Source organism: Mycolicibacterium wolinskyi str. Jessa 2025 (assembly GCF_049241375.1).
Taxonomy (GTDB): domain Bacteria; phylum Actinomycetota; class Actinomycetes; order Mycobacteriales; family Mycobacteriaceae; genus Mycobacterium; species Mycobacterium wolinskyi.
This window is the reverse complement of the sequence record NZ_CP185960.1, coordinates 885,918-907,318: the sequence shown is the minus strand read 5'-3', so window position 1 is coordinate 907,318 and position 21,401 is coordinate 885,918. Positions and strand designations below refer to the sequence as shown.

The following is a 21,401-nucleotide window of genomic DNA, read 5'->3' as shown; positions in this document are numbered from 1 at the left end:
TCCCGGTCGCCTACAGTTGTTCTATGCCTGCAAAATCTGATCCCGCCGATATCGGCGATGTCGAACCCTTAGCCGACAGCACTGCCAGCCAGGCCCGACGCGTCGTGGCCACCTACGCGGTCGATGCTGACGAATGCCGGATGTTCCTCTCGATGCTCGGCATTGGACCGTCGAAAATCGAGGCCTAGATGTCTCCGGAGGGCGGCCGCAATTCCGTCTCCGGAAATTCCGACTTTGTCGTGGTGGCCAATCGGCTGCCGATCGACATGGAGCGGTTGCCGGACGGCAGCACGACGTGGAAGCGGAGCCCGGGCGGTCTGGTGACCGCCCTGGAGCCATTGCTGCGCAAACGCCGTGGCGCGTGGATCGGCTGGGCCGGTATCCCCGACAGTGACGAGGAGCCGATCGTCGAGGACGGTCTGCAGCTCTTTCCCGTTTCGCTGTCCGCCGAGGACGTGGCGAGTTACTACGAGGGATTCTCCAACGCAACCCTGTGGCCGCTCTACCACGATCTGATCGTCAAACCCGAATACCACCGCGAATGGTGGGACAGCTACGTCGACGTGAACCGCCGGTTCGCCGAGGCCACCGCACGGGCCGCGGCCCAGGGCGCGACGGTCTGGATCCAGGATTACCAGCTGCAACTGGTGCCGAAGATGCTGCGCATGCTGCGTCCCGACGTCACCATCGGCTTCTTCCTGCACATCCCGTTCCCGCCCGTCGAGCTGTTCATGCAGATGCCGTGGCGCACGGAGATCGTCGAGGGCCTGCTCGGGGCGGACCTGGTCGGCTTCCATCTGCCCGGCGGGGCGCAGAACTTCCTGGTGCTGTCGCGACGGCTGGTCGGCGCCAATGCCTCCCGGGCCTCGGTCGGAGTGCGTTCGCGCTTCGGTGAGGTGCACGTCGGTTTCCGGACCGTCAAAGTCGGGGCCTTCCCGATCTCGATCGACTCGGCCGAACTCGACAGCAAGGCCCGCAACCGCAGCATCCGGCAGCGGGCGCGCCAGATCCGTGCCGAGCTCGGCAACCCACGCAAGATCCTGCTCGGGGTCGACCGGCTCGATTACACCAAGGGCATCGACGTTCGACTACGGGCCTTCTCCGAACTACTCGAGGAAAGCCGCGTCAAACGCGACGACACCGTTCTGGTGCAGCTGGCGACACCCAGCCGTGAGCGCGTCGAGAGCTACATCGCGATGCGCGAGGACATCGAGCGTCAGGTCGGCCACATCAACGGCGAGTACGGCGAAGTCGGCCATCCGCTCGTGCACTACATCCACCGGCCGGTGCCGCGCGATGAGCTCATCGCGTTCTTCGTGGCCGCCGACGTCATGCTGGTAACCCCGTTGCGGGACGGCATGAATCTCGTGGCCAAGGAGTACGTCGCCTGCCGCAGCGACCTCGGCGGCGCGCTCGTGCTCAGCGAATTCACCGGCGCGGCAGCCGAATTGCGTCAGGCATATCTCGCGAACCCGCACGACCTCGAAGGCGTCAAGGATGCCATCGAGGCTGCGCTCACCCAGATCCCCGAGGAGGGCAAGCGCCGGATGCGCGCACTGCGCAGGCAGGTGCTCGCCCACGATGTCGATCGGTGGGCCCGGTCGTTCCTCGAAGCGCTGGCGTCGACTAAATCGGATTGATCGCGTCGATCAGCCATTTGCCGTCGACCTTACGGTACTCGACGCGCAGTCGGCTGCCGTCGTAGAGCGGCTGGCGGGACTGGTCGGTGACCGTGCGGTTCATGTACACGAGCACCGAACCGGACTCCCGCTGCGCGGCCATGACACCGACGCCGACGACGTTGATCTGCACGACGAGCTGACGCTTGCGCGCCTCGGGGATCACCGTCTTGGTCGCGTCCTCCTCGAACTTCTGCCGGAAGTCGGGAGTGAGCAGCGGATAGGTCTCGATGAGGCTGCGCTCGACGGTCTGGTAGTCGTAGCCGAACATCTTCGGGATCTGGTCGGCCGCCAGCGGAGCCAACTCGGCCCGGGTGGCTTGCTGCCCGTGCTGCTGCACGCGGTTCCAGTACAGCACTCCCCCGGCACCCGACAGCGCGACGAACGCCACCGCCAACAGGCCGATCAGCAGCCCGGCGACTTTCGACCGCATCAGTTGCCCCCGTCGGGGTACTTGAGGTCGTAGCCGGTCATGTGACCGTTGTCGTCCTCGTGCACGATGACGCGCAGCCGGTACGGACGCGTGGGCGAGTTCACCCCGTCGAGGTCGGTGACCGTCACCCACACCGACACCAGCACTGAGGCGTTGTTCGCGATCTCGTCGACCTTCTCCAGCGCGGCCCCGTTGACCACGGCTTCGGAGCTGGCATTGGTGTCGCGGAACAGCGCCTTGAGATTGTCGACGTTGTTGCCCTGGCTCATCATGTCGCGCAGGGGCCCGCTGGTCCCGTCGACGAATCGGTTCACGCTCTCGTCGATGGTTTCCTGCGTGTAGCTGAACATGTTGACCACGGTCTGCTTGGCCGTGTCGACGAAGCGCTCGTCGCGGGCTTGTGCGGCGTCGACCGTGCGCTGTTGATCGACCATCACATAGGTCAGGACACCCATGCCCACCGTCGCGACGGCCAGCACCGCGGCCGCGACGATCGCCACCAGCCGGCCGTTGGGCCGACGCCGCGGCGGCGCCTTGACGGGTTTGGCCACCCGGACCTTGGTCACGGGCGGCTCGACCCGCACCTCTGCCGTCGTCGTCGCCGTTGCCTCACCGGCGGCCGGGCCGGCCGCCCGGGACGCACGGCGGCGCACCGGCCTCGATGTTTCTAAGGCCGTGTCTTCGCTCATCAAGCCTGCCTTGGATCCAGCATCAGGTCTACCCAGGTCTCCGCGGGTGCCAGGTTGTCGGCTCCGGGTGCGTACACACCGGTGCCGCCGTCGCCTGCCGCGAAGACCCCACTGTGCTGATCGTAGGTGCCGATACCTTGCGGGCTGGCCAGTGGTGCCTCGGCGGGCAGCGGACCGTCCCCCGCGGGAGGCGGGATCGGGGCCCCGGCGGGCGGCGCCGGCGGCGGTACCGCAGGCGGAGCACCTGCCGGCGGCGGGGCCGTGCGGCCGTATGGCGGCACGATCTGGTCGGGCGGCGCGTAGTACGGCAACGGCGGCGGTGGCGGGCCCACCTGGTTCGGCGGCACCGGCAGCGGGAACGGCGCGTGCGGCGCGGGCCCCGGCCCCGGCTGCACACCCGGCGGCAGTTGCACGACCGGTGGCCCAGGATCCGGATCCACCTGCGGCGGGATCATCGGGAACTTGTTGGGCGGCAGGATGTTCCGGCCGTCCTGGATCGGCTCGCCATACGGGATCGGCGGGCCACGCCACGGGTTGCTGCCGATGGGCACGAAGCCCTTGGGATCGCGGCACAGCTGGATCGTCGGGGCGCGCTTGCCGGGGAACTCCATGCACGGATAGTTACGCGCGCCACGCACGACCGCCGGATCGTTCTGTGCGGTCTTGCAGTACAGGTCGGGGGGAAGCTCGCGCAGCGTCTCGTCGGCAGGCGACCGGATCTCGGTCGCCGGGATGAAGCCCACCGAGCACGGCGGTGGATCGCCGAGGTCGACCTTGAAGTCGAGCTTGCCGCCCTCATCGGTGGGGACGCCGCCGGCCACCGTGTTGAGTGCCGACATCAAGGCCGGGAAGATCACCAACGCCTGCTCGAGCGACTTGCTGTAGATCACGCCGATGCGCCCGAAGTTGGCCAGGTTGGCCGCGAGGATCGGGAACGTCGGCCGGATCCCGCTGAACGCGGTGTTGGCCTCGGCCGTCGCGCCGGGCACGGTCTTGAGCGTCGTGCGCAGCTGCGGATCGGCGTTGGAAACTTCACCGGTGAACCGCGCCAGGCCCTCGGCCAGGGACCGGATGTCGTCGCCACCACGGATCTGGGCATCCAGGAACGGACCGGCCTGGTCGATGAGCTTGGTGGTCTGGTCGTAATTGGCGTTGGCCTCGTCCACCAGCAGCCGCGACGATTCGATCAACCGCGCGAGTTCCGGCCCGGAGCCGTTGAACGCCTTGAACGTTTCGCGCAGCAGATCCTGCAGCCGGCTGTCCCCGATGCTGCTGACCAGATTGTCGGCCTCTTGCAGAAGGCCGGCGATGTCCTGGCCGACGCGGGTGTTCTGCTGGTCGATGGTGGCGCCGTTGCGCAGTTTGTCCGCCGACGGATCGTCGGGCGGGATCAGGTCGATGTACTGCTCGCCGACGGCCGAGACACTCTTGACGGTGGCGGTGACATTCTCCGGGATGGCGGTGCTGCTGTTCAGCCGCATCTTGGCGACGACGCCGTCGGGCGCCAGCCCCACCGACTCGACGCGCCCCACGGTGACGCCGCGATAGGTCACGTTGGCGTTCTGGTAGATACCCGCCGGCAACGAAGTTGGCGTTCACGTTGTAGGTGCCGATGCCCACCGCGGCGGGCAGGTGCAGATAGAAGATCGAGATCGCGCCCACGGTCAGCACCGTGACGATCCCGAAGATCATCAATTGCATCCGAGTCAGCCGGTCGATCATTACGGCGTCCCCTCGTGCTGTGTCGCGGTACCCGGTGGAATCTTGAACGGGTCGGCGGCCTGTCCGGACAGGTTCGCCATCGCACCGGTCAGGAAGTCCGGCGGATTGATGACCTCGCTCATGTGCTTCATGTTCGGATCGAAGCCCGAGGTGGTGAACATCGACTCACCGAACCGCCGCAACGTCAGGTCGAACGTCACGAACACGTTCAGATAGTCGCCGCGGACCGCTTGGCGCAGGTACTTGTAGTGGAACGGGAACGTCGGCAGGAACTCCAGGTCCTTGATGAAGTCGTCGACGTTGTCGTTGAACGCCTTGATCACCGGATAGAGGTCCTTGAGGTCCGCCGCGAAATCGTCCTTCGTCTGCGACAGGATGCGCGAGCCCACCTCGGCGAAGCTGCGCAGTGCGGTGAACGCCTCGACGATGTTCGTGCGGTTGTCGTTGAGCACCTTGAGCGCCGCGGGCAACGTGTCGAGCGTGCGGCCCAGATTGTCCTTGCTGCGAGCCAAGATCGACGCGAACCGGTTGAGACCGTCGGCAGCGGCGATGATGTCGTTGGTTTGGCGGTCCAGCGACGACGTCAGCTCGGCCAGGCGGGGAATCAGGTCGGTGAAACTGCCAGCGCGGCCGGCCACGGCCGCATACGCCTCATCGGTGATGTCCTGCAGGGCACCGAGATTGCCCTTGTTGACCACCATCCCGAGCGAGGACAGCACCTCCTCGGTGGTCGGATATCGGCCGGATTCGGCCAACGCGATGTTGGAGCCCTCGCGCAGCTCGCCCTCCCCCGGCTCGTCGACCGGCGCGGCCAGTTCCACGTGCTGAGACCCGAGCAGCGACGTCTGTGCCACCCGCGCGGTGGCGTTGGCCGGGAGCTTGACGTTGCCGTCGAGCGACAACTCGACGGCCGCATAGAACGTTCCGTCCGGACGCTGCACCGCGTCGAGGCCGGACACGCTGCCGACGGTCACGTCGTCGACCATCACCGGCGAGTTCTGCGGCAGCGTCGCCACATCCGGCAGCTGCACCGTGACGGTGTAGGAGCCGGGACCGTGCCCTGCGGTGCCGGGCATGTTGAGCGAATTGAGGCCGCCGAACTGGCATCCCGCCAACAGCATCGCGCCGCTGCCGAAGGCCACCGTCCGGCAGGTGAGCCGTGATGCCTTGCTTCCCAACGCTTTACCTCTTGTGATCGATGAGGTCATCCGCCGGCTCCTGCCTGCGGGGGCAGCGGTGCGGCCGGATCGGGAGCGGGGCCAGGGGCCGGCGCCTCAGGTCCGCCCATGTGCGAGCTCGTCGGTGGCGGAAGGGCAGGCGCACCCGGCGCCGCCGCAGCCGGGTCGGGCGGCAGGATCAGCGAGCTCAGCGACGCGTCCGGCGGGATCTGCGGCGGCGTCACACCAGGGGCGTTCTGCCACTGCAGGTACGGCACCGGCGTCTCCGACTTGGCCTCGGTCTCCGGGGTGTCGTAGATGATCTGGCCCTTGTAGGCCGTGATGCTGTTGATCGGGTGGAACAGCAACGGCGGGTAGTTCATCGTGATGCGCTTGAGCACCGGACCCATGCGCTGCCTACAGATCTCGGCCCGCTTGTAGTTGTCCGGGTTGGCACCGGTGTCGAACGTGCCGCCGCAGATGAACTGCACCGGGTTCGCGAAGTTGGGCAGTGAGAGCAGACCACCGACGGTGCCCTGGGCCGGGTTGTAGATGTTGTAGAAGTTCGCCAGGCCGTTGGGCGTGATGTGCAGGATCTGCTCGATGTCGTCGCTGTGGTCGGTGAGGATCTGGGTGAAGTCGGCGAGCTTGCCCACCTGCGCGATGAGCGCGTCGTTGCTCTCGTCGAGGAAGCCACGGACATCGCTGAGCGCCTGATTGAGCGTGGCCAGCGTCGAGTCCAACCCACTGGAGCTGTCTGCCAGCACCTGCGACACCGACGCCACATGGTTGGTGAACTGCACGATCTGCTCGTTGCTGTTGGACAGCGCGTCGACCAGAACCTGCAGATTCCTGATCGTGCCGAACAGATCCGCACGCGAATCGCCCAGTCGCCCAGCCGTTTGGGACAGCTCGCGCAACGCATTGCGGAACGAGTCGCCGTTGCCGTCGAACGTGTCGGCGGCCTGGTTGACGAACTGCGAAAGCGGGCCCTGAACCGAGCCCTGCTGCGGGCCGAGCTGCGTGCTGAGCTGGGTCAGCTGCTCTTTCACCTCGTCCCACTCGACCGGAACGCCCGTGCGGTCCAGTCCGATCGACGCGCCCTCGGCCATGACGTCGCCCTCGGTGTAGGCCGGGGTGAGCTGAATGAACCTGGCCGACACCAGGTTCGGTGCGATGATCAAGGCCTTGGCGTCGGCGGGCACCTTGACGCCGTCGTCGATGGTCATCGTGATCTTGACGTCGGACGGCCTCGGCTCGATCGAGTCGATCTTGCCGACCGGCACGCCGACCACGCGCACCTCGTCGCCCGGGTAGAGCCCGACCGCGTTGGTGAAGTAGGCGGTCAGCTTGTGACCGACCCGCGACGGCCACACCTGGAACACCCCGACCGCCAGGGTCACCAGCAGCAGGGCGGCCAGTCCGATACGAAGCCAGCGACTGCGGCTGGACACCGAATTGTCTTGGGTCATGGCGATTTCGGCCTAATGATCGTCCGCTCGGAGATATAACCGCGCAACATGTCGGCGAGGCTGTCCGGCAGTTTGCCCGGTTGGAAGTAGGTGTCCAGCAGTACCTCGGACATCGCCGCGGGCGGCAAACCGTACAGGTTGATCTGGAAGCCGGGCCCCGAGCCGACGACCTCACCGAGCGCGGTCGCGTACGGCGGCAACCGCTTGAGCGCCTCGCCGATGTGCTCGCGACGTTCCAGCAGGTTGTCCATCACCAGGTTCAGCTTCTCCAGGGCCGGCTTGAACTCGCGGCGGTTGTCGGCGACGAAGCCCGAAAGCTGTTTGGACACATCGTCGATGCCGGCGATCAGATTGCTCAGCGCCTGCCTGCGTTCGTCGAGCGCCGCGAACAGCATGTTGCCGTCGGTGACGAGCTGGTTGACCTGCCCGGCGCGCTGCGCCAGCAGATCCGACACGCGTTTCGCGTGCATCAGCAGCTGCTCGAGCGCCTCGTCGCGCTTGTTGATGCTCCGCGACAGGTTGGCCACACCGTCGAGCGCGCCCCGCAACTGTGGCGTGGCGTCGCGCAGCGTGTCGGTGAGGGTCTGCAGGGCCTGCTCGAACTTCGGCTTGTCGAGATCGCTGACGTTCTGTCCGAGATCCTGCAGAGCCGTGTTGAGGGTGTAGGGAGTCGTGGTGCGCCCCAACGGGATGACGGTCTGCGATCCGGAACCCTTCGGGGTGACCGCAAGCGACTTCTCGCCGAGCACGGTGTCGGTCTTGATGGCGACGAGCGACTGGTCGCCGACCTTGATGTTGCGGTCGACGGTGAAACTGACCTTGGCGGCATCACCGGCCAACGCCACGCCGGTGACCTTGCCGACGGTGATGCCCGAGACGTTCACGTCGTTTCCGGGGTTGATGCCGCCGGCGTCGCTGAAGTACGCCTCGTACGGCTTGCCCTGCGGGTAGAAGGGCAGCCCGGTGTACCCGAACGACACCAGCACCAGGCACGTCACCACGAAGATGCCGAGGATCCCGGTGCGCAAGGGATTCGACTCACGTGAGTTAGCCATCTTTCGGTGCACACCTCCCCTTGGACGGGTCCGGCGGGCCGCCGAACGGAATCAGAATGTCGCTGCCTGCCGGTCCGTTGACCTTCATCCGGATCGAGCAGTAGTAGATGTTGAAGAACGAGCCGTACGCACCGAGTGCGTTGAGCCGCAGGTAGTTCTCCGCAAGCGGTTCGATGACCTTGTTGATGTCGCCCTTGCGCTCGTCCATGCGCTGCGCGAGCGGCCGGGCGTTCTCGATGACACCCTGGATCGGCCGGCGCGAGGCCTCCAGCATGGCGGTCAGGTCGTTCTCGGCCGACGCCAGTGGCGCGATCGCCCCGGCGATGGGATCGCGTCCTTCGGCCAACCCCGTGATGAGCTTCTGCAGTTCGTCGACGCTGGCGTCGAACTGGGCGCCCTTCTCGTCGACGGTGCCGAGCACGGTGTTGAGGTTGGTGATCACGTCACCGATCAGCTGATCGCGCGCGGCCAGGTTCTGGGTGAACGCGCTCGTGCTCGTCAGCAGATTCGACAACGCACCGCCCTGCCCCTGCAGCAGTTCGATCACGGCGTTGGAGACCTCGTTGACCTTGTTGCCGTCGAGCCCTTTGAGGACCGGCCGCAGACCGCCGAGCAGCGCGTCCAGATCCAGGGCGGGCTGGGTGTTCTGCAGCGCGATCGTGCCGCCCGGTGGCAGCTTGCGCAGTTCACCCGGTCCGGACGTGATCTCCAGATACCGGTCGCCGACCAGGTTTTCGTAGCGCACCACGGCCCGGCTGGAGGTGTAGAGCTGATAACGCTTGTTGACGTCGAACTCGATGTCGACGGTGTTGTCCGGGTTGAGCTTCACCGCGTTGACCGTGCCGACGGGCACCCCGGCGATGCGGACGTCCTGGCCGGCTTTGAGCCGCGACGCCTCGCTGAACGTGGCGTGATAGCCGTTGCCCGCGGCGAAGCGGAACTCACCGAAGACCACGACCAGCATCGCCGCGACCAGCAGCATGGCGACGGTGAAGACGCTGACCTTGAGCATGGTCCGATCGCGACGCATCAGAAGTCATCCCTTTCCGCGAACGCGCCGTTGAACAGGAACTGCAACGTCGCCGGTGCGTCGAACTGCAGTTCGGTGTTCGGCTGGAACGGAACGTAGGCGTTGTCGGTGACCAGGAAGGGAGCGTGATACCAGCTGCCGCCGAACTGCTTGGACGGAATGTTCGGCAGGCCACGGCAGTTCGGGCCGCCGGAGGCGTTCACGATCGGCAGGCTCTCGGGATAGGTGTAGGCCGGTGCGCCGGGCAGGAAGTTGGACGCCACGAACAGACCGGGCCGGATGCCGCCGATGATCGGCGCGAACCGGTCGACACCGATCGAAACACCCTGCAGGATGCAGCCGAACTCCGGCGAATAGTCGCCGGCGACCTTCAGCGGGGCACGCAGCCGCTGGATCGCGGCGATGTAGTCGTCGGCGGCCGGTTCCAGCGTCGCGGTGCCGTTGTTGGCCAGCCCGGTCGCGGCCAGCAGCGTGGCGTTGAGATTGGCCTGCTCGTCGATGATCGTGCGGTTCAGCGCGGGCACGTTGTCGATCACGCGGGCGATGTCGGGCCCGGCGTCGCCGTAGATGTTGGCCACCACGGCGGTCTTGGCCAGGTCGTCCTGCAGCGTGGGCAACTTCGGATTGAGTTGCTGCAGGTAGTAATTCAGCCCGCTCATGGCCGCGCCGAGGTCGTCGCCGTTGCCGCGCAAGCCTTCGCCGAGTGCGGTGAACGTCGCGTTGAGGCTGACCGGATCGATCTTGTTGAGCACATCCGACAGCGTCTGGAAGAGCGTGTTGACCTCGAGCTGGACGTCTTTGGCCGCGACGTTGGTGCCCGGTCGGAGCGAGGTTTCCTTCGGCTCCTCGGGCGGCAGGAACTCGACCGACTTGGCGCCGAAGACCGTGTTACCCGCGATCCGCACGGTGGCGTTGGACGGGATGTAGCGCAGCTCGTTGCGGTTCATCGACAGCGTCAGCTTGGCTTCGTTGCCGGCGTATTCGATGTCGGAGACCTTGCCCACCTGGATACCGCGGTACTTGACCTTGGCGTCGCGGTCCATCACCAGACCGGCGCGCTGCGAGGTCACGGTCACGGTGTCGGTCGGCGTGAACGCCGCGGTATAGGACAGATAGGTGAAGACCACCGCGGCGAGCACGATGGCGGCCAGGATCGCGGCGGCGATCCTGACGTGGCTGCGTTTCGCGCTTCCGTTCGACATCCCGCCCTACCCGGAAAGATTGAAGTTGCCGGACGCGCCATAGACGGCCAGGGAGATGAGCAAGGTGATGGTGACCACGACGATCAGCGAGGTCCGCACGGCCTGACCGACCGCGATGCCGACGCCGACCGGGCCGCCGGAGGCGTTGTAGCCGTAATAGGTGTGTACGAGCATGACCGCAATCGACATGACGATGGCTTGCAGGAAGGACCACAACAGGTCACTGGGGATCAAGAACGTGTTGAAGTAGTGGTCGTAGAGGCCCGCGGACTGTCCGTTGATGAAGACCGTGGTGAAGCGTGCGGCGAAGAACGCGGCCAGCACCGACAGCGAGTACAGCGGCACGATCGCGATCAGGCCGGCCATCAACCGCGTGGACACCAGATAGGACACCGCGTGGACGGCCATCGATTCGACGGCGTCGATCTCCTCGGCCACCCGCATCGCGCCGAGTTGCGCGGTCGCGCCCGCGCCGATGGTCGCGGCGAGGGCGATGCCGGCGATGACGGGTGCGACGATGCGGACGTTGAGGAACGCCGACAGGAAGCCGGTCAGTGCCTCGATGCCGATGTTGCCCAGCGATGAGTAGCCCTGCACCGCGATCACACCGCCGGAGGCCAGGGTCATGAACGCGGCGACGCCGACGGTTCCGCCGATCATGATCAGCGCGCCCGTGCCGAGGGTCATCTCGGCGATCAGGCGGATGGTCTCCTTGCGGTAGCGAGTGACCGCGTTGGGGATGTAGCGCATCGTCTCGCCGTAGAACAGCGCCTGCTCACCGACGGTGTCGACGACCTTGGGCACGCCGCGGAACAGGCGGCGGAAGCGAAGAGTGGCGTCGTAACTCATAGTTGTCTCTTCTTCGCGCGAGCGCTCATCAGCTCCATGTTCTTCGCGCGAGCGCTCATCAGCGGACCAGCACTCTCACCCCGATCGCCGTCATGATGACGTTGATGACGAACAGGCAGATGAACGCGTAGACCACCGTCTCGTTGACGGCATTGCCGACACCCTTCGGACCGCCCTTCACGGTCAACCCTCGATAGCAGCCGACCAGACCGGCGACGACCCCGAACAGCAAGGCCTTGATCTCGGCCAGCACCAGCTCACCGAGGCCGGTCAGCACGGTCAGCCCGTTGATGAAGGCGCCGGGGTTGACGCCCTGCAGGAACACCGAGAAGACATAGCCACCGGACAGACCGATCGCGCACACCAGACCGTTGAGCAGAAGGGCGACGAACGTCGACGCCAGCACCCGCGGCACCACGAGACGCTGGATCGGGTCGATGCCGAGCACCCGCATGGCGTCGATTTCCTCACGAATCGTGCGCGCACCGAGGTCGGCGCAGATGGCCGTCGCGCCGGCACCCGCGACCACGAGCACGGTCACGACCGGGCCGAGCTGGGTGATGGTGCCGAACGCGGTGCCTGCCCCCGACAGGTCGGCGGCGCCGATCTCACGCAGCAGGATGTTGAGGGTGAACGCCACGAGGACGGTGAACGGGATCGCAACCAGCAGCGTCGGCACGAGCGACACGCGCGCGATCATCCACGTTTGATCCAGGAATTCCTTGAGCTGGAACGGTCGGCGGAAGATCTTGGCGAAGGTGTCCAAGGACATCTCGACGAAACCGCCCACGGCCCGGGCCGGAGCCGCAAGCTGTTCGATCAACCTCAGCTCCGTTCTCGGGTGGGCGGGGTGGTCGTTCGACTGACCGCCAACTTTGCACAGTTTGCGTTGGCGAAAGTTCGGTGACCGCGCGCCGTGGCGGCCCTCCCACCCCTTGGTCTTACGTGGCTCGTAGTGAGCCGGATCATACTAACTAGAACACGTTCGCAGTGTCAAAGAACAGCAAATCATAGGAAAACTACATTGTTTTCCCAGTTCAGAGCACGTTGCCCAGCGCACGTTCTAGAACGTGTTCTAACGGCCGCCGAGCCCTGACAACCGAGACTGTCAGTCTCGCGACATCATCAGCTCGGTCGCCGAGAATCCACGCTCCGGGTCACGATCAGCAAAGTACTCGTGCAACGTCGCACCGAGGTCCGCCGGAGCCCACGCGTCGGCGTTCGCGGTGAAGTGCTTTTCCGCCGTGGGCGCCGCGACCAAGGTGACAGTTGGACCATAAACGATGAACAGCTGACCGTTCACTGCTTCCGACGCCGGGGAGCACAGGAACCGCACGAGCGTCACCACATGGTCGGTCGACAATGGGTCGACCTGCCCGTCGGCGAGCTCGGGAACGTCCCCGAACACGTCGGCCGTCATCGCGGTCCTGGCCCGCGGCGCGATGGCATTGGCCCGCACCCCGAACCGCTCCAGCGCCCGGGCCGCCGACAGCGTCAACGCCGTGATGCCCGCCTTCGCGGCGCCGTAGTTCGGCTGGCCGACCGGACCGGACAGGCCGGCCTCCGACGAGGTGTTGACGATGCGGCCGTACACCGTTCCGTCGCCGGCCTTGGCCTGCGCGCGCCAATAGGTCGCGGCATTGCGGGTGAGCAGGAAATGGCCGCGCAGGTGGACCGCGATGACGGCGTCCCACTCTTCGTCGGTCATGTTGAACAGGATCCGGTCGCGAGTGATACCGGCATTGTTGACGACGATGTTGAGCCCGCCGAGACCGTCGGCGGCCGCGACGAGCTCGTCGGCGGTCGAGCGCTGGCTGATGTCGCCTGCCACGGCGACACCCTTCGAGCCGGCCGAGGCGATCTCGTCGAGCACGTCGGATTTGTCGAGCGCGCCGGCCATGTCGTTGACCACCACGGTCGCGCCCGCCTGGGCGAGCCCGATCGCCTCCGCCCGGCCCAGCCCGGCGGCCGCGCCGGTCACCACGGCGACCTTTCCGGACAGATCGATCTGGGCGTCAGCGCTGCTGTTCGTCGTCAATTTATGAATACCTCTAGTCTTTCCGGATCAGGGCTGCCCGCGGGCATTCGGCGACAGACTGCTCGGCCAGTTCCTCCTGGTCGGCAGGGACCGGGTCGGCTTTGACCACGGCGTAGTCCTCGTCATCGAGATCGAACAGATCAGGGGCGATTCCCACGCACACCGCGTTACCTTCACAGCGATCACGGTCAACTTCAACTCGCATGACGACCTCCTCACGACGTGTGCGTGCGCCGGGCTGGGGGCACGCAGCCACAGAATACGACCCGGCGTGAACACTGCCGGCCCAATACCGGCCTGGACCCCAAGACTAGAACGTGTTACAACCGGGTGGGAAGTCAGGTCTAACAAGCAGTGAGGATGCAGCGGATGCGGATCGGTTACACCCCCGAGCAGGAGGAGCTGCGCCGCGAGCTGCGCGCCTACTTCTCCCAACTGATGACCCCCGACCGGGTCGAAGCGCTGAACTCGTCGGAGGGCGAGATGGGCCGGGGCAACGTCTACCGCGACACGGTCGCACAGATGGGCAAGGACGGCTGGCTGACCCTGTCGTGGCCCAAGGAGTTCGGCGGCCAGGCCCGCCCGCCCATGGACGGGCTGATCTTCACCGACGAGGCGGCCATCGCGGGCGCGCCGGTGCCGTTCCTGACCATCAACAGCGTCGCGCCGACGATCATGCATTTCGGCACCGAGGAGCAGAAGAAGTTCTTCCTGCCCAAGATCGCCGCGGGCGAGCTGCACTTCTCGATCGGCTATTCCGAACCCGGCGCGGGTACCGACCTCGCCGCCTTGCGCACGACCGCGGTCCGCGATGGTGACGATTACGTCATCAACGGTCAGAAGATGTGGACGAGCCTGATCGCGTATGCCGACTACGTGTGGCTGGCGGTGCGCACCAACCCCGAGGCCAAGAAGCACCGCGGCATCTCGATGCTGATCGTGCCGACCACCGCCGAGGGCTTCTCGTGGACGCCCGTGCACACGATGTCCGGCGTAGACACCAGCGCCACCTACTACCAGGACGTGCGCGTGCCCGTCAGCAACCTGGTCGGCGAGGAGAACGCGGGCTGGAAGCTGGTCACCAACCAGCTCAATCACGAACGCGTCGCGCTGGTCTCGGCCCAGCCGATCTACGTCGCGCTCAACGGTGTGCGCGAATGGGCGCAGAACACCAAGGACGTGCACGGCAAGCGCCTGATCGACGCCGAGTGGGTGCAGCTCAACCTGGCTCGGGTGCACGCCAAGGCCGAGGTGCTCAAGCTCATCAACTGGGAACTGGCTTCGGCGCAGGACGCGGCCCCCTCCCCCGCCGACGCGTCGGCGGCCAAGGTGTACGGCACCGAACTCGCGACCGAGGCGTACCGCCTGCTGATGGAGGTGCTCGGCACGTCGGCGACGCTGCGCGCCGACAGCCGCGGCGCACTGCTGCGCGGGCGGATCGAACGGTTCCACCGGTCCGCGCTGATCCTCACATTCGGCGGCGGCACCAACGAGATTCAGCGTGACATCATCGGCATGGTCGCGCTCGGCCTGCCCCGAGTGAACCGGTAAGGACGGCACACCAATGGATTTCAAGACCACCGAAGCGGCCACCGACCTCGGCGGCCTGGTGCGCACGATCACCGAGTCGGTGTGCACGCCCGAACACCAGCGCAAGCTCGACGGTCTGGAGCAACGATTCGACCGTGACCTGTGGGCCAAACTCGTCGAGGCCGACGTGCTCTCGGCCGCGGCCCCCGAATCCGTCGGCGGCGGCGGCTTCGGCGTGCTGGAGCAGACGGCGGTGCTGACCGCGCTCGGCCGCCAGCTCGCCGCCGTGCCGTACCTGGATTCGGTGCTGCTCGGCGCGGGCGCACTCGCGGCATTCGGTTCGGACGATCTGCGCACGCAGTGGGCAGTCCCTGCGGTGGCCGGTGAGAAGATCCTCACGGTGGCGCTCGACGGCGAGATGGGCCAGGGCCCGGTGCAGGCCACAGACGGCCGGCTCACCGGTACCCGCACGCTCGTGGGTTTCGGCCCGGTGGCCGACGCGTTCCTCGTCCCGGCCGAGACCGGTTCGGGGGTGAGCGTTTTCGTGGTCGCCGCCGATGACCCGGGAGTTACCGTCACCGCGCTCGACACGACCGGGCGCGGCAGCGTCGGGCTTCTCGAAATGGAAGGCACCCCGGTCGGCGACGGCCGGGTCGTCGGCGGCGCGGAGGTCGCGGACTGGCTGACGACGCATGCGGCGCTGGGCCGGACCGCGTATCAACTCGGGGTTCTCGAGCGGGCATTGGAGCTCACCGCCGAGTACGCGCGCGAGCGTGAGCAGTTCGACCGTCCGATCGGCAGCTTCCAGGCGGTGTCGTCGCGGCTGGCCGACGGGTACATCGACATCAAGGGGCTGCGGCTCACGCTCACCCAGGCCGCGTGGCGGCTGTCGGAGGACCTTCCGGCCGACATCGATGTCGCCAGCGCCGCCTTCTGGGCCGCCGAGGCAGGCCACCGAGTCGCCCACACCACGGTGCACGTGCACGGCGGGGTCGGCATCGACATGGATCACCCGGTGCACCGGTACTTCCTGGCCGCCAAGCAGACCGAGTTCGCGCTCGGCGGGGCGACCGGTCAGCTTCTGCGCATCGGACGTGAACTCGCCGACACGCCCGCCTGAGGTGACCGGCCCGACCGTCACCGAACTGTTGGCCCCGCTGGCCGACGTCACCGACCGCGGCATCCACGACGGTGATTCGTTCGTCAGCTGGGCCGACCACATCTCGGCAGGCGCGCAGGTGGCCGCGGCGCTCCGGGCCCGGCTGGACTCCCGCACGCGAGGAGGACAACAGGCTGGAGCCCGGCCACCGCACGTCGGGGTGCTGCTCGGCAACACGCCGTTCTTCTCCAGCATGCTGGTGGCGGCCGGGTTGACCGGATTGGTGCCCGTGGGGCTCAACCCCACCCGGCGCGGCGATGCGCTGATCCGCGACATCGAACGGGCCGACTGCCAGCTCGTGCTGGCCGACGATGCCGGCCTCGTACCGCCGGGTGTCGACTACATCGACGTCGAATCCGAAGGCTGGGCAGCCGAACTCGCGTCACACGCGGGCGCCCCGGTGACCTTCGCCGACCCGTCGCCCGACGACCTGTTCATGCTGATCTTCACGTCCGGCACGAGCGGTGAGCCCAAAGCGGTCCGGGTGACCCACGACAAGGTGGCGTTTCCCGGCCGCATGCTGGCCGACCGGTTCGGACTCGGCCCCGCCGACACCGCCTATCTGTCGATGCCACTGTTCCATTCCAACGCGATCATGGCGGGGTGGGCCGTCGCGGTCGCGGCGGGCGCCTCGATCGCGTTGCGGCGCAAGTTCTCCGCGTCGGGATTCATCGACGACGTGCGCCGGTACGGTGCGACGTACGCGAACTATGTCGGCAAACCACTGTCCTACATCCTGGCGACCGAACCGCGGCCGGACGACGCCGACAATCCGCTGAAGATCCTGTACGGCAACGAGGGTGCGCCGCGAGACCTGGACCGGTTCGCGAAGCGATTCGGCGTCGTGGTGGTCGACGGCTTCGGTTCGACCGAAGGCGGTGTGGCGATCGCCCGGGCCCCGGGCACCCCGGAGGGTTCACTGGGCCCGCTGACCGATGAGGTCGCCATCGTCGATGTGGAGACCGGCGAGCCGTGCGCGCCCGGGGTCGTCGGGGAGCTCGTGAATCCCACTGGGCGCGGCTGGTTTCGGGGCTACTACAACGATCCCGACGCCGAGGCGCAGCGAATGGCAGGCGGCGTCTACCACACCGGCGACCTCGCGTACCGCGACGAGGACGGCTACGTGTACTTCGCGGGCAGGCTCGGCGACTGGATGCGCGTCGACGGCGAAAACCTCGGCACCGCACCGATCGAACGTATTCTGATGCGCTATCCCGACGTCGTGGAAGCCGCGGTGTACCCGATCCCCGACCCGGCAGTCGGTGATCGGGTGATGGCCGCGCTCGTGCTCGCCGCAGGCACGGAGTTCGATCCGGACAAGTTCCGGCAGTTTCTGCATGAGCAGACCGACCTCGGGCCCAAGCAGTGGCCGTCGTATGTGCGGGTCGGTACCGCACTGCCCCGCACGGAGACCTTCAAGGTGATCAAGCGGCAGTTGTCGGCCGAGGGCACCGAATGCGCCGACCCGGTGTGGGCGATCGCGCGCTAGCCGCGCACCACGCAGCGCGTGCCGCTGTATACCGTGGGCATGCATTTCATGCAGTGCACGCACAGGCCCGAGGTGGCCTCGTGCCCGCGAAAGCGGTTGACCAGCTGAGGGTCTCGCAGGAGCGCACGGGCCATCGCGACGAATTCGAATCCGTCGGCGACCGCGTCGCGCGCCGTCGCCAACGCGTTGACCCCGCCGAGCAGCATCAGCGGCATCGTCAAGGCCTCCCGGAACTGGCGCGCCGGCGGCAGGAAGAACGCCTCTTCGAACGGGTACTCCCGGAACAGCCGCCGGCCGAGCACCCGCAAACCCAGTCCGACCACGGCAGGCTGGGAGGCGATGAACTCGTCGAGGGGTACCGGGCCGCGGAAGTAGTACATCGGGTTGAGCAGGGAGCTGCCGCCGGTCAACTGCAGCGCATCCAGGTGACCGTCGGCCTGCAGCAACTGGGCGGTCGGCAGGCTGTCGGTGAGCCAGAATCCGCCGCGGACGCCGTCGTCCATGTTGAATTTGGCTGTCACGGCGACGCTTTCGCCGACGGCGGTGCGGACCTCTTCGGCCACCCGCCGGGCCAGCTCGGCCCGCCGCGCGGTGGTTCCGCCGTAGGCGTCGGTCCGCTTGTTGAGATTGGGGCTGAAGAACGAACTCAGCAGATAGCCGTGGCCCATGTGGATTTCGATGGCATCGAACCCGGCCTCGACGGCGTTGCGGGCCGCGATTCCGAACTGTCCCACGACCTTCTCGAGTTGTTCGGGCGTGGCGGCCCGCACCAGGCCCATCGCGGGCGCGCTGACCCGGGTGCTCGGTGCGAGCGAGGGTGTGCGGTTGGACAGGGTGTTGGCCACCAGGCCGGCGTGCCCGATCTGCGCACAGGTCAGGGCGCCTTCGCGGTGTACCGCGTCGGTGAGCCGGCGCAGCGCCCGGGCGCGGTCGGCGTCCAGCACGATCGTGTCGCGATGCACCCGGCCGCCGGGCGATATCGCGCAGTAGGCGACGGTCGTCATCGCCGCACCGCCCTTGGCGACCTCGACGTGGAAGTCGACGAGCGCATCGGTGACCTGCCCGAGCGGCATCACGCCTTCGAACGTCGCGGCCTTGACGAATCGGTTCTTGAGCGTCAACGGACCAAGGGCCATCGGCGTGAAAGGCCCCGCTGCCACCGAGTTTTCCACTTTCGATACCATTGGCATCGAAATATAGCAGGCCGCGACGAGAGGTGAATCGTGCGAATCGCCATGACCGGTGGAACCGGTTATCTGGGGGCCCACATCGTCCGAGGCCTGCTCGAAGCCGGGCACGAGGTGCGTCTGCTCGCGATCCCGGGGGTCGACGACGCGGTGATCGAGCGCCTCGCCGATGCCGGAGACATCACGGTGATCGAGGGCGACATCCGCGACACCGCCACCGTCGACGTGCTGCTGTCCTGCTGCGATGCCGTGATCCACGCCGCGGGCGTGGTCGGTACCGACCGCCGTCGCACCGAATTGATGTGGCAGATCAACGCTTACGCGACCGAGGCAGTGCTGACGCGCGCCGTCGCGGCCGGGCTGGATCCCATTGTCTCAGTGAGCAGCTACAGCGCACTGTTCCCGCCACCGGACGGCGTGATCTCGCGCGACACCCCCACCGCACCGGGACGAAGCCCGTACGCGCAGACGAAAGCATACGCCGACCGGGTCGCGCGGCGGTTGCAGCGCGCAGGCGCGCCCGTCGTCGTCACGTATCCGTCGAGCGTGGTGGGCCCGGCCTATTGGACCGCGCCGGGCGTGACGGAGCGGGGTTGGGCACCGATCGTGCGCGCGCGGGTCGCCCCGCGGCTGCGGGGCGGGATGCAGATGATCGACGTGCGCGACGTCGCCGACGTCCACATCAGGCTCATGCAACCCGGACGCGGCCCACGGCGCTATGTGTGCGGCGGCACCATGGTGAGCTTCGACGACATGATCGACACCCTGCAGCAGGGGTCGGGTTTACGGATCCGGCGAATCCCGCTGTCGCCAAAGGCTTTCCGGGCGATTGGCTGGTGCTCGGATCTCATCGGCGGGGCGTTGCCACTCGGTGACGGTCTCAGCTATGAGGCAGCGATGCTGTTGACCGCCGCGACCCCGACCGATGACGGCCACACCCGCGCGGAACTCGCGATCGACAGCTGGCGCTCACCGCAGGCGGCGATCCTGGAGTCAATCGGGGGGTGAGGCGCCCAGCGCGGAACACAGCAACCGCACCAGGTGGCCTTGCAGCGCGGGCGAATCGTCGTCTACGGCAACCGTGGTGACGAACAACGCCGCCCCGGCCGCCATTGCCAGCGCAGCCCGCGCGTCCGCTTCACTTCCGTATCCCTGCTCGGCGAACATCGTGATCGCCGGGCCGCTGAACTCGCTCCACAGCGCGGTGCGCAACTCGTGGTTCTCGCGCAGCGCCAACAGCAATCCGGGTACCGCCTCGTAGAGGTCGGGCCTGCTGAACAGTTCGTGACTGCCGCGCACCACCCACTCGATCCAGCCGGTGAGATCGGTGCCCTCGAACGGCGACATGTCCGGCGACTCGCCGAATATGGCGTGTAGCACCAGTTCTGCCTTCGACGACCAGCGCCGGTTCAGGCTCGAACGCCCGACACCCGCGCGGGCGGCGACCAGCCGGACACTCAGATCGTCCCAGCCGACCTCGACGAGCAGCTCCCGCGTCGCGGCCAGCACCCGTTCGTCGATCGACGTGTCGCGTGGACGCCCGGTCATGCCCCGATTCAACCGCATGGCCACGCGGGTACCGTCGGGTCTGTGGGCTACCGCGAGCAGTCTCCGCCGCCTGAGCTGGCCGCCCTCGTGGAATGCAGCTGGACCCGCACCGGGCGCGTCGAGCCCGGTCGGGTGCTGCCCGACGGCTGCATGGACTTGATCCGTTCCGGCGACCAGACCATCGTGGCAGGACCAGATACCACCGCCTACCTCGCCGCGGGCAGCCCGCATCCCATACAGGGCTTGCGGTTCCGGCCAGGCGTGTTGCCGCGGCTGCTCGGCGTCCCGGCTGCCGAGGTGCGAAACATCCGGGTGCCACTGCACGACCTCCGCACGGTCCGCCGCGACCGCTCGCTGTACGAACTCACGGCCGACCTCGCGTCCGGCAGGCCCGGCACCGCGACCGCGCCGTGGTCGTTGCCGACGCTGCGCGAGGTGACGAACCGGCTCGCCGACGGGGCGGCTGTCGGCGACATCGCGCGTGCGACCGGCTGGTCGAATCGCACACTGCAACGCCAGTGCGCGGCGGTCTACGGCTACGGGCCGGCGATGTTGCGGCGCGTGTTGCGGTTTCGGCGGGCTGTGCGGCTGCTGAGCGCCGGACTGCCTGCCGCCGATGTCGCGGCGCAGGCCGGCTACGCCGATCAGCCGCACCTGCACCGCGAGGTTCGCGATCTGGCCGGCGTTCCGCTGCGTCAGCTCGCCAGCGGCGCGTACAGATCGACCGATGTGCCGTCGGGATCCTCGACAGTCGCGTAGCGCTGCCCCCACGGCGCGTCAAACGGTTTGAGCGTGCCGGGATGGCCGGCCGCGGTGAGGCGTTCGTAGAGTTCGTCGACATCGGACGGCGTGTTCAGGCCGAACGCGATCGCGACGCGTCCGGAACTGATCGGCGGAGTCCAGCCGGGGTGCATACCCGCGATCACCTCTTCGGTGTCGAACGCGAGTTTGTTGCCGCCCGGCAGCACCACCTCGACGTGCGGACCGTCGGGATCGGGCACGTCGAGGCCGACAAGCCGGTAGAACTCGACGGCGCGGGACAGGTCTCTGGCGACGATCTCAACGACCGCCGATATCGGTTGGATAGCCATATCCGCAGGCTATGACGCGAGAAGCCCGATGTCGTGAACAGATCGGACAGGCGGCCCTTGGTCGACCGGCG

Annotated in this window: 21 protein-coding genes and 1 pseudogene; 7 read left to right on the top strand and 15 right to left on the bottom strand. The window is 67.2% G+C overall.

The window, feature by feature from the left end:
• Positions 1–23 precede the first annotated feature (23 nt).
• Both ACOI2T_RS04420 and ACOI2T_RS04415 read left to right on the top strand, forming a co-directional pair.
• Positions 24–188: a hypothetical protein gene (locus ACOI2T_RS04420; RefSeq protein ID WP_110774878.1), complete on the top strand. Its 165-nt coding sequence runs from the start codon at positions 24–26 to the stop codon at positions 186–188.
• Positions 189–1,640, top strand: a complete 1,452-nt coding sequence (locus tag ACOI2T_RS04415) for an alpha,alpha-trehalose-phosphate synthase (UDP-forming) (RefSeq protein ID WP_067846708.1) — start codon at positions 189–191, stop codon at positions 1,638–1,640.
• On the opposite strand, the gene ACOI2T_RS04410 is transcribed toward ACOI2T_RS04415, so the two are convergent.
• From ACOI2T_RS04410 to ACOI2T_RS04355, 12 genes and pseudogenes are all read right to left on the bottom strand, one after another.
• Positions 1,627–2,112 carry a mammalian cell entry protein gene (locus tag ACOI2T_RS04410; RefSeq protein ID WP_067846711.1) on the bottom strand — a complete coding sequence of 162 codons (486 nt, stop codon included), beginning with the start codon at positions 2,110–2,112 and terminating at the stop codon, positions 1,627–1,629. The two genes, ACOI2T_RS04415 and ACOI2T_RS04410, sit on opposite strands and share 14 nt — an antisense overlap.
• Positions 2,112–2,801, bottom strand: a complete 690-nt coding sequence (locus ACOI2T_RS04405; RefSeq protein ID WP_067846715.1) for an Rv1363c family protein — start codon at positions 2,799–2,801, stop codon at positions 2,112–2,114. Before ACOI2T_RS04405 ends, ACOI2T_RS04410 begins: the two co-directional genes overlap by 1 nt.
• Positions 2,801–4,523: pseudogene (locus ACOI2T_RS04400) on the bottom strand (MCE family protein). The gene ACOI2T_RS04405 and the pseudogene ACOI2T_RS04400 overlap by 1 nt, the downstream one beginning before the upstream one ends.
• Positions 4,523–5,644 carry an MCE family protein gene (locus tag ACOI2T_RS04395; RefSeq protein ID WP_409503974.1) on the bottom strand — a complete coding sequence of 374 codons (1,122 nt, stop codon included), beginning with the start codon at positions 5,642–5,644 and terminating at the stop codon, positions 4,523–4,525. Before ACOI2T_RS04395 ends, ACOI2T_RS04400 begins: the two are co-directional and overlap by 1 nt.
• 83 nt (positions 5,645–5,727) lie before the next feature.
• Positions 5,728–7,152, bottom strand: a complete 1,425-nt coding sequence (locus tag ACOI2T_RS04390; protein WP_085142338.1) for an MCE family protein — start codon at positions 7,150–7,152, stop codon at positions 5,728–5,730.
• Entirely contained in the window at positions 7,149–8,207 is a 1,059-nt protein-coding gene (locus ACOI2T_RS04385) for a virulence factor Mce family protein (protein WP_067846724.1), read from the bottom strand. The genes ACOI2T_RS04390 and ACOI2T_RS04385 overlap by 4 nt, the downstream gene beginning before the upstream one ends.
• Positions 8,200–9,237 carry an MCE family protein gene (locus ACOI2T_RS04380; RefSeq protein ID WP_067846727.1) on the bottom strand — a complete coding sequence of 346 codons (1,038 nt, stop codon included), beginning with the start codon at positions 9,235–9,237 and terminating at the stop codon, positions 8,200–8,202. Before ACOI2T_RS04380 ends, ACOI2T_RS04385 begins: the two co-directional genes overlap by 8 nt.
• Positions 9,237–10,439, bottom strand: coding sequence for an MCE family protein (locus ACOI2T_RS04375; RefSeq protein WP_067846730.1), 1,203 nt, complete (start codon positions 10,437–10,439; stop codon positions 9,237–9,239). Before ACOI2T_RS04375 ends, ACOI2T_RS04380 begins: the two co-directional genes overlap by 1 nt.
• Positions 10,440–10,445: 6 nt before the next feature.
• Positions 10,446–11,288, bottom strand: coding sequence for an MlaE family ABC transporter permease (locus ACOI2T_RS04370; protein ID WP_067846733.1), 843 nt, complete (start codon positions 11,286–11,288; stop codon positions 10,446–10,448).
• 58 nt (positions 11,289–11,346) lie between these two features.
• Positions 11,347–12,111 carry an MlaE family ABC transporter permease gene (locus ACOI2T_RS04365; RefSeq protein WP_067846736.1) on the bottom strand — a complete coding sequence of 255 codons (765 nt, stop codon included), beginning with the start codon at positions 12,109–12,111 and terminating at the stop codon, positions 11,347–11,349.
• 285 nt (positions 12,112–12,396) lie between these two features.
• The gene (locus ACOI2T_RS04360) at positions 12,397–13,326 is read right to left on the bottom strand and encodes a 3-oxoacyl-ACP reductase (RefSeq protein WP_409503922.1); all 930 of its coding nucleotides are present in this window, start codon (positions 13,324–13,326) and stop codon (positions 12,397–12,399) included.
• A gap of 13 nt (positions 13,327–13,339) precedes the next feature.
• On the bottom strand, positions 13,340–13,531 hold the full coding sequence (locus ACOI2T_RS04355; RefSeq protein ID WP_067846743.1) for a ferredoxin: 192 nt from the start codon (positions 13,529–13,531) through the stop codon (positions 13,340–13,342).
• 164 nt (positions 13,532–13,695) lie between these two features.
• Here ACOI2T_RS04355 and ACOI2T_RS04350 point away from each other — a divergent pair, with 164 nt between their 5' ends.
• The 3 genes from ACOI2T_RS04350 to fadD17 are packed head-to-tail and all read left to right on the top strand — an operon-like array spanning position 13,696 to position 17,504.
• Positions 13,696–14,877, top strand: a complete 1,182-nt coding sequence (locus tag ACOI2T_RS04350; protein WP_409503975.1) for an acyl-CoA dehydrogenase family protein — start codon at positions 13,696–13,698, stop codon at positions 14,875–14,877.
• Positions 14,878–14,890: 13 nt separating this feature from the next.
• A complete protein-coding gene (locus tag ACOI2T_RS04345) occupies positions 14,891–15,976 on the top strand; it encodes an acyl-CoA dehydrogenase family protein (protein ID WP_409503923.1) in 1,086 nt (361 codons plus the stop codon).
• Positions 15,951–17,504: a long-chain-fatty-acid--CoA ligase FadD17 gene (gene fadD17, locus ACOI2T_RS04340; protein ID WP_409503924.1), complete on the top strand. Its 1,554-nt coding sequence runs from the start codon at positions 15,951–15,953 to the stop codon at positions 17,502–17,504. The genes ACOI2T_RS04345 and fadD17 overlap by 26 nt, the downstream gene beginning before the upstream one ends.
• Here fadD17 and ACOI2T_RS04335 read toward each other — a convergent pair.
• Positions 17,501–18,694 carry an NADH:flavin oxidoreductase gene (locus ACOI2T_RS04335; protein WP_409503925.1) on the bottom strand — a complete coding sequence of 398 codons (1,194 nt, stop codon included), beginning with the start codon at positions 18,692–18,694 and terminating at the stop codon, positions 17,501–17,503. The two genes, fadD17 and ACOI2T_RS04335, sit on opposite strands and share 4 nt — an antisense overlap.
• Before the next feature lie 33 nt (positions 18,695–18,727).
• Between ACOI2T_RS04335 and ACOI2T_RS04330 the strand changes: the two genes are divergently transcribed.
• A complete protein-coding gene (locus tag ACOI2T_RS04330; RefSeq protein WP_409503926.1) occupies positions 18,728–19,699 on the top strand; it encodes an NAD-dependent epimerase/dehydratase family protein in 972 nt (323 codons plus the stop codon).
• On the opposite strand, the gene ACOI2T_RS04325 is transcribed toward ACOI2T_RS04330, so the two are convergent.
• Positions 19,685–20,239: a TetR/AcrR family transcriptional regulator gene (locus tag ACOI2T_RS04325; RefSeq protein ID WP_409503927.1), complete on the bottom strand. Its 555-nt coding sequence runs from the start codon at positions 20,237–20,239 to the stop codon at positions 19,685–19,687. The genes ACOI2T_RS04330 and ACOI2T_RS04325 overlap by 15 nt on opposite strands.
• Positions 20,240–20,281: 42 nt before the next feature.
• On the opposite strand from ACOI2T_RS04325, the gene ACOI2T_RS04320 reads away from it, so the two are divergent.
• A complete protein-coding gene (locus ACOI2T_RS04320; RefSeq protein WP_409503928.1) occupies positions 20,282–20,998 on the top strand; it encodes a helix-turn-helix domain-containing protein in 717 nt (238 codons plus the stop codon).
• On the opposite strand, the gene ACOI2T_RS04315 is transcribed toward ACOI2T_RS04320, so the two are convergent.
• Positions 20,935–21,330, bottom strand: a complete 396-nt coding sequence (locus tag ACOI2T_RS04315) for a VOC family protein (RefSeq protein WP_409503929.1) — start codon at positions 21,328–21,330, stop codon at positions 20,935–20,937. The genes ACOI2T_RS04320 and ACOI2T_RS04315 overlap by 64 nt on opposite strands.
• Between the last annotated feature and the right edge of the window lie 71 nt (positions 21,331–21,401).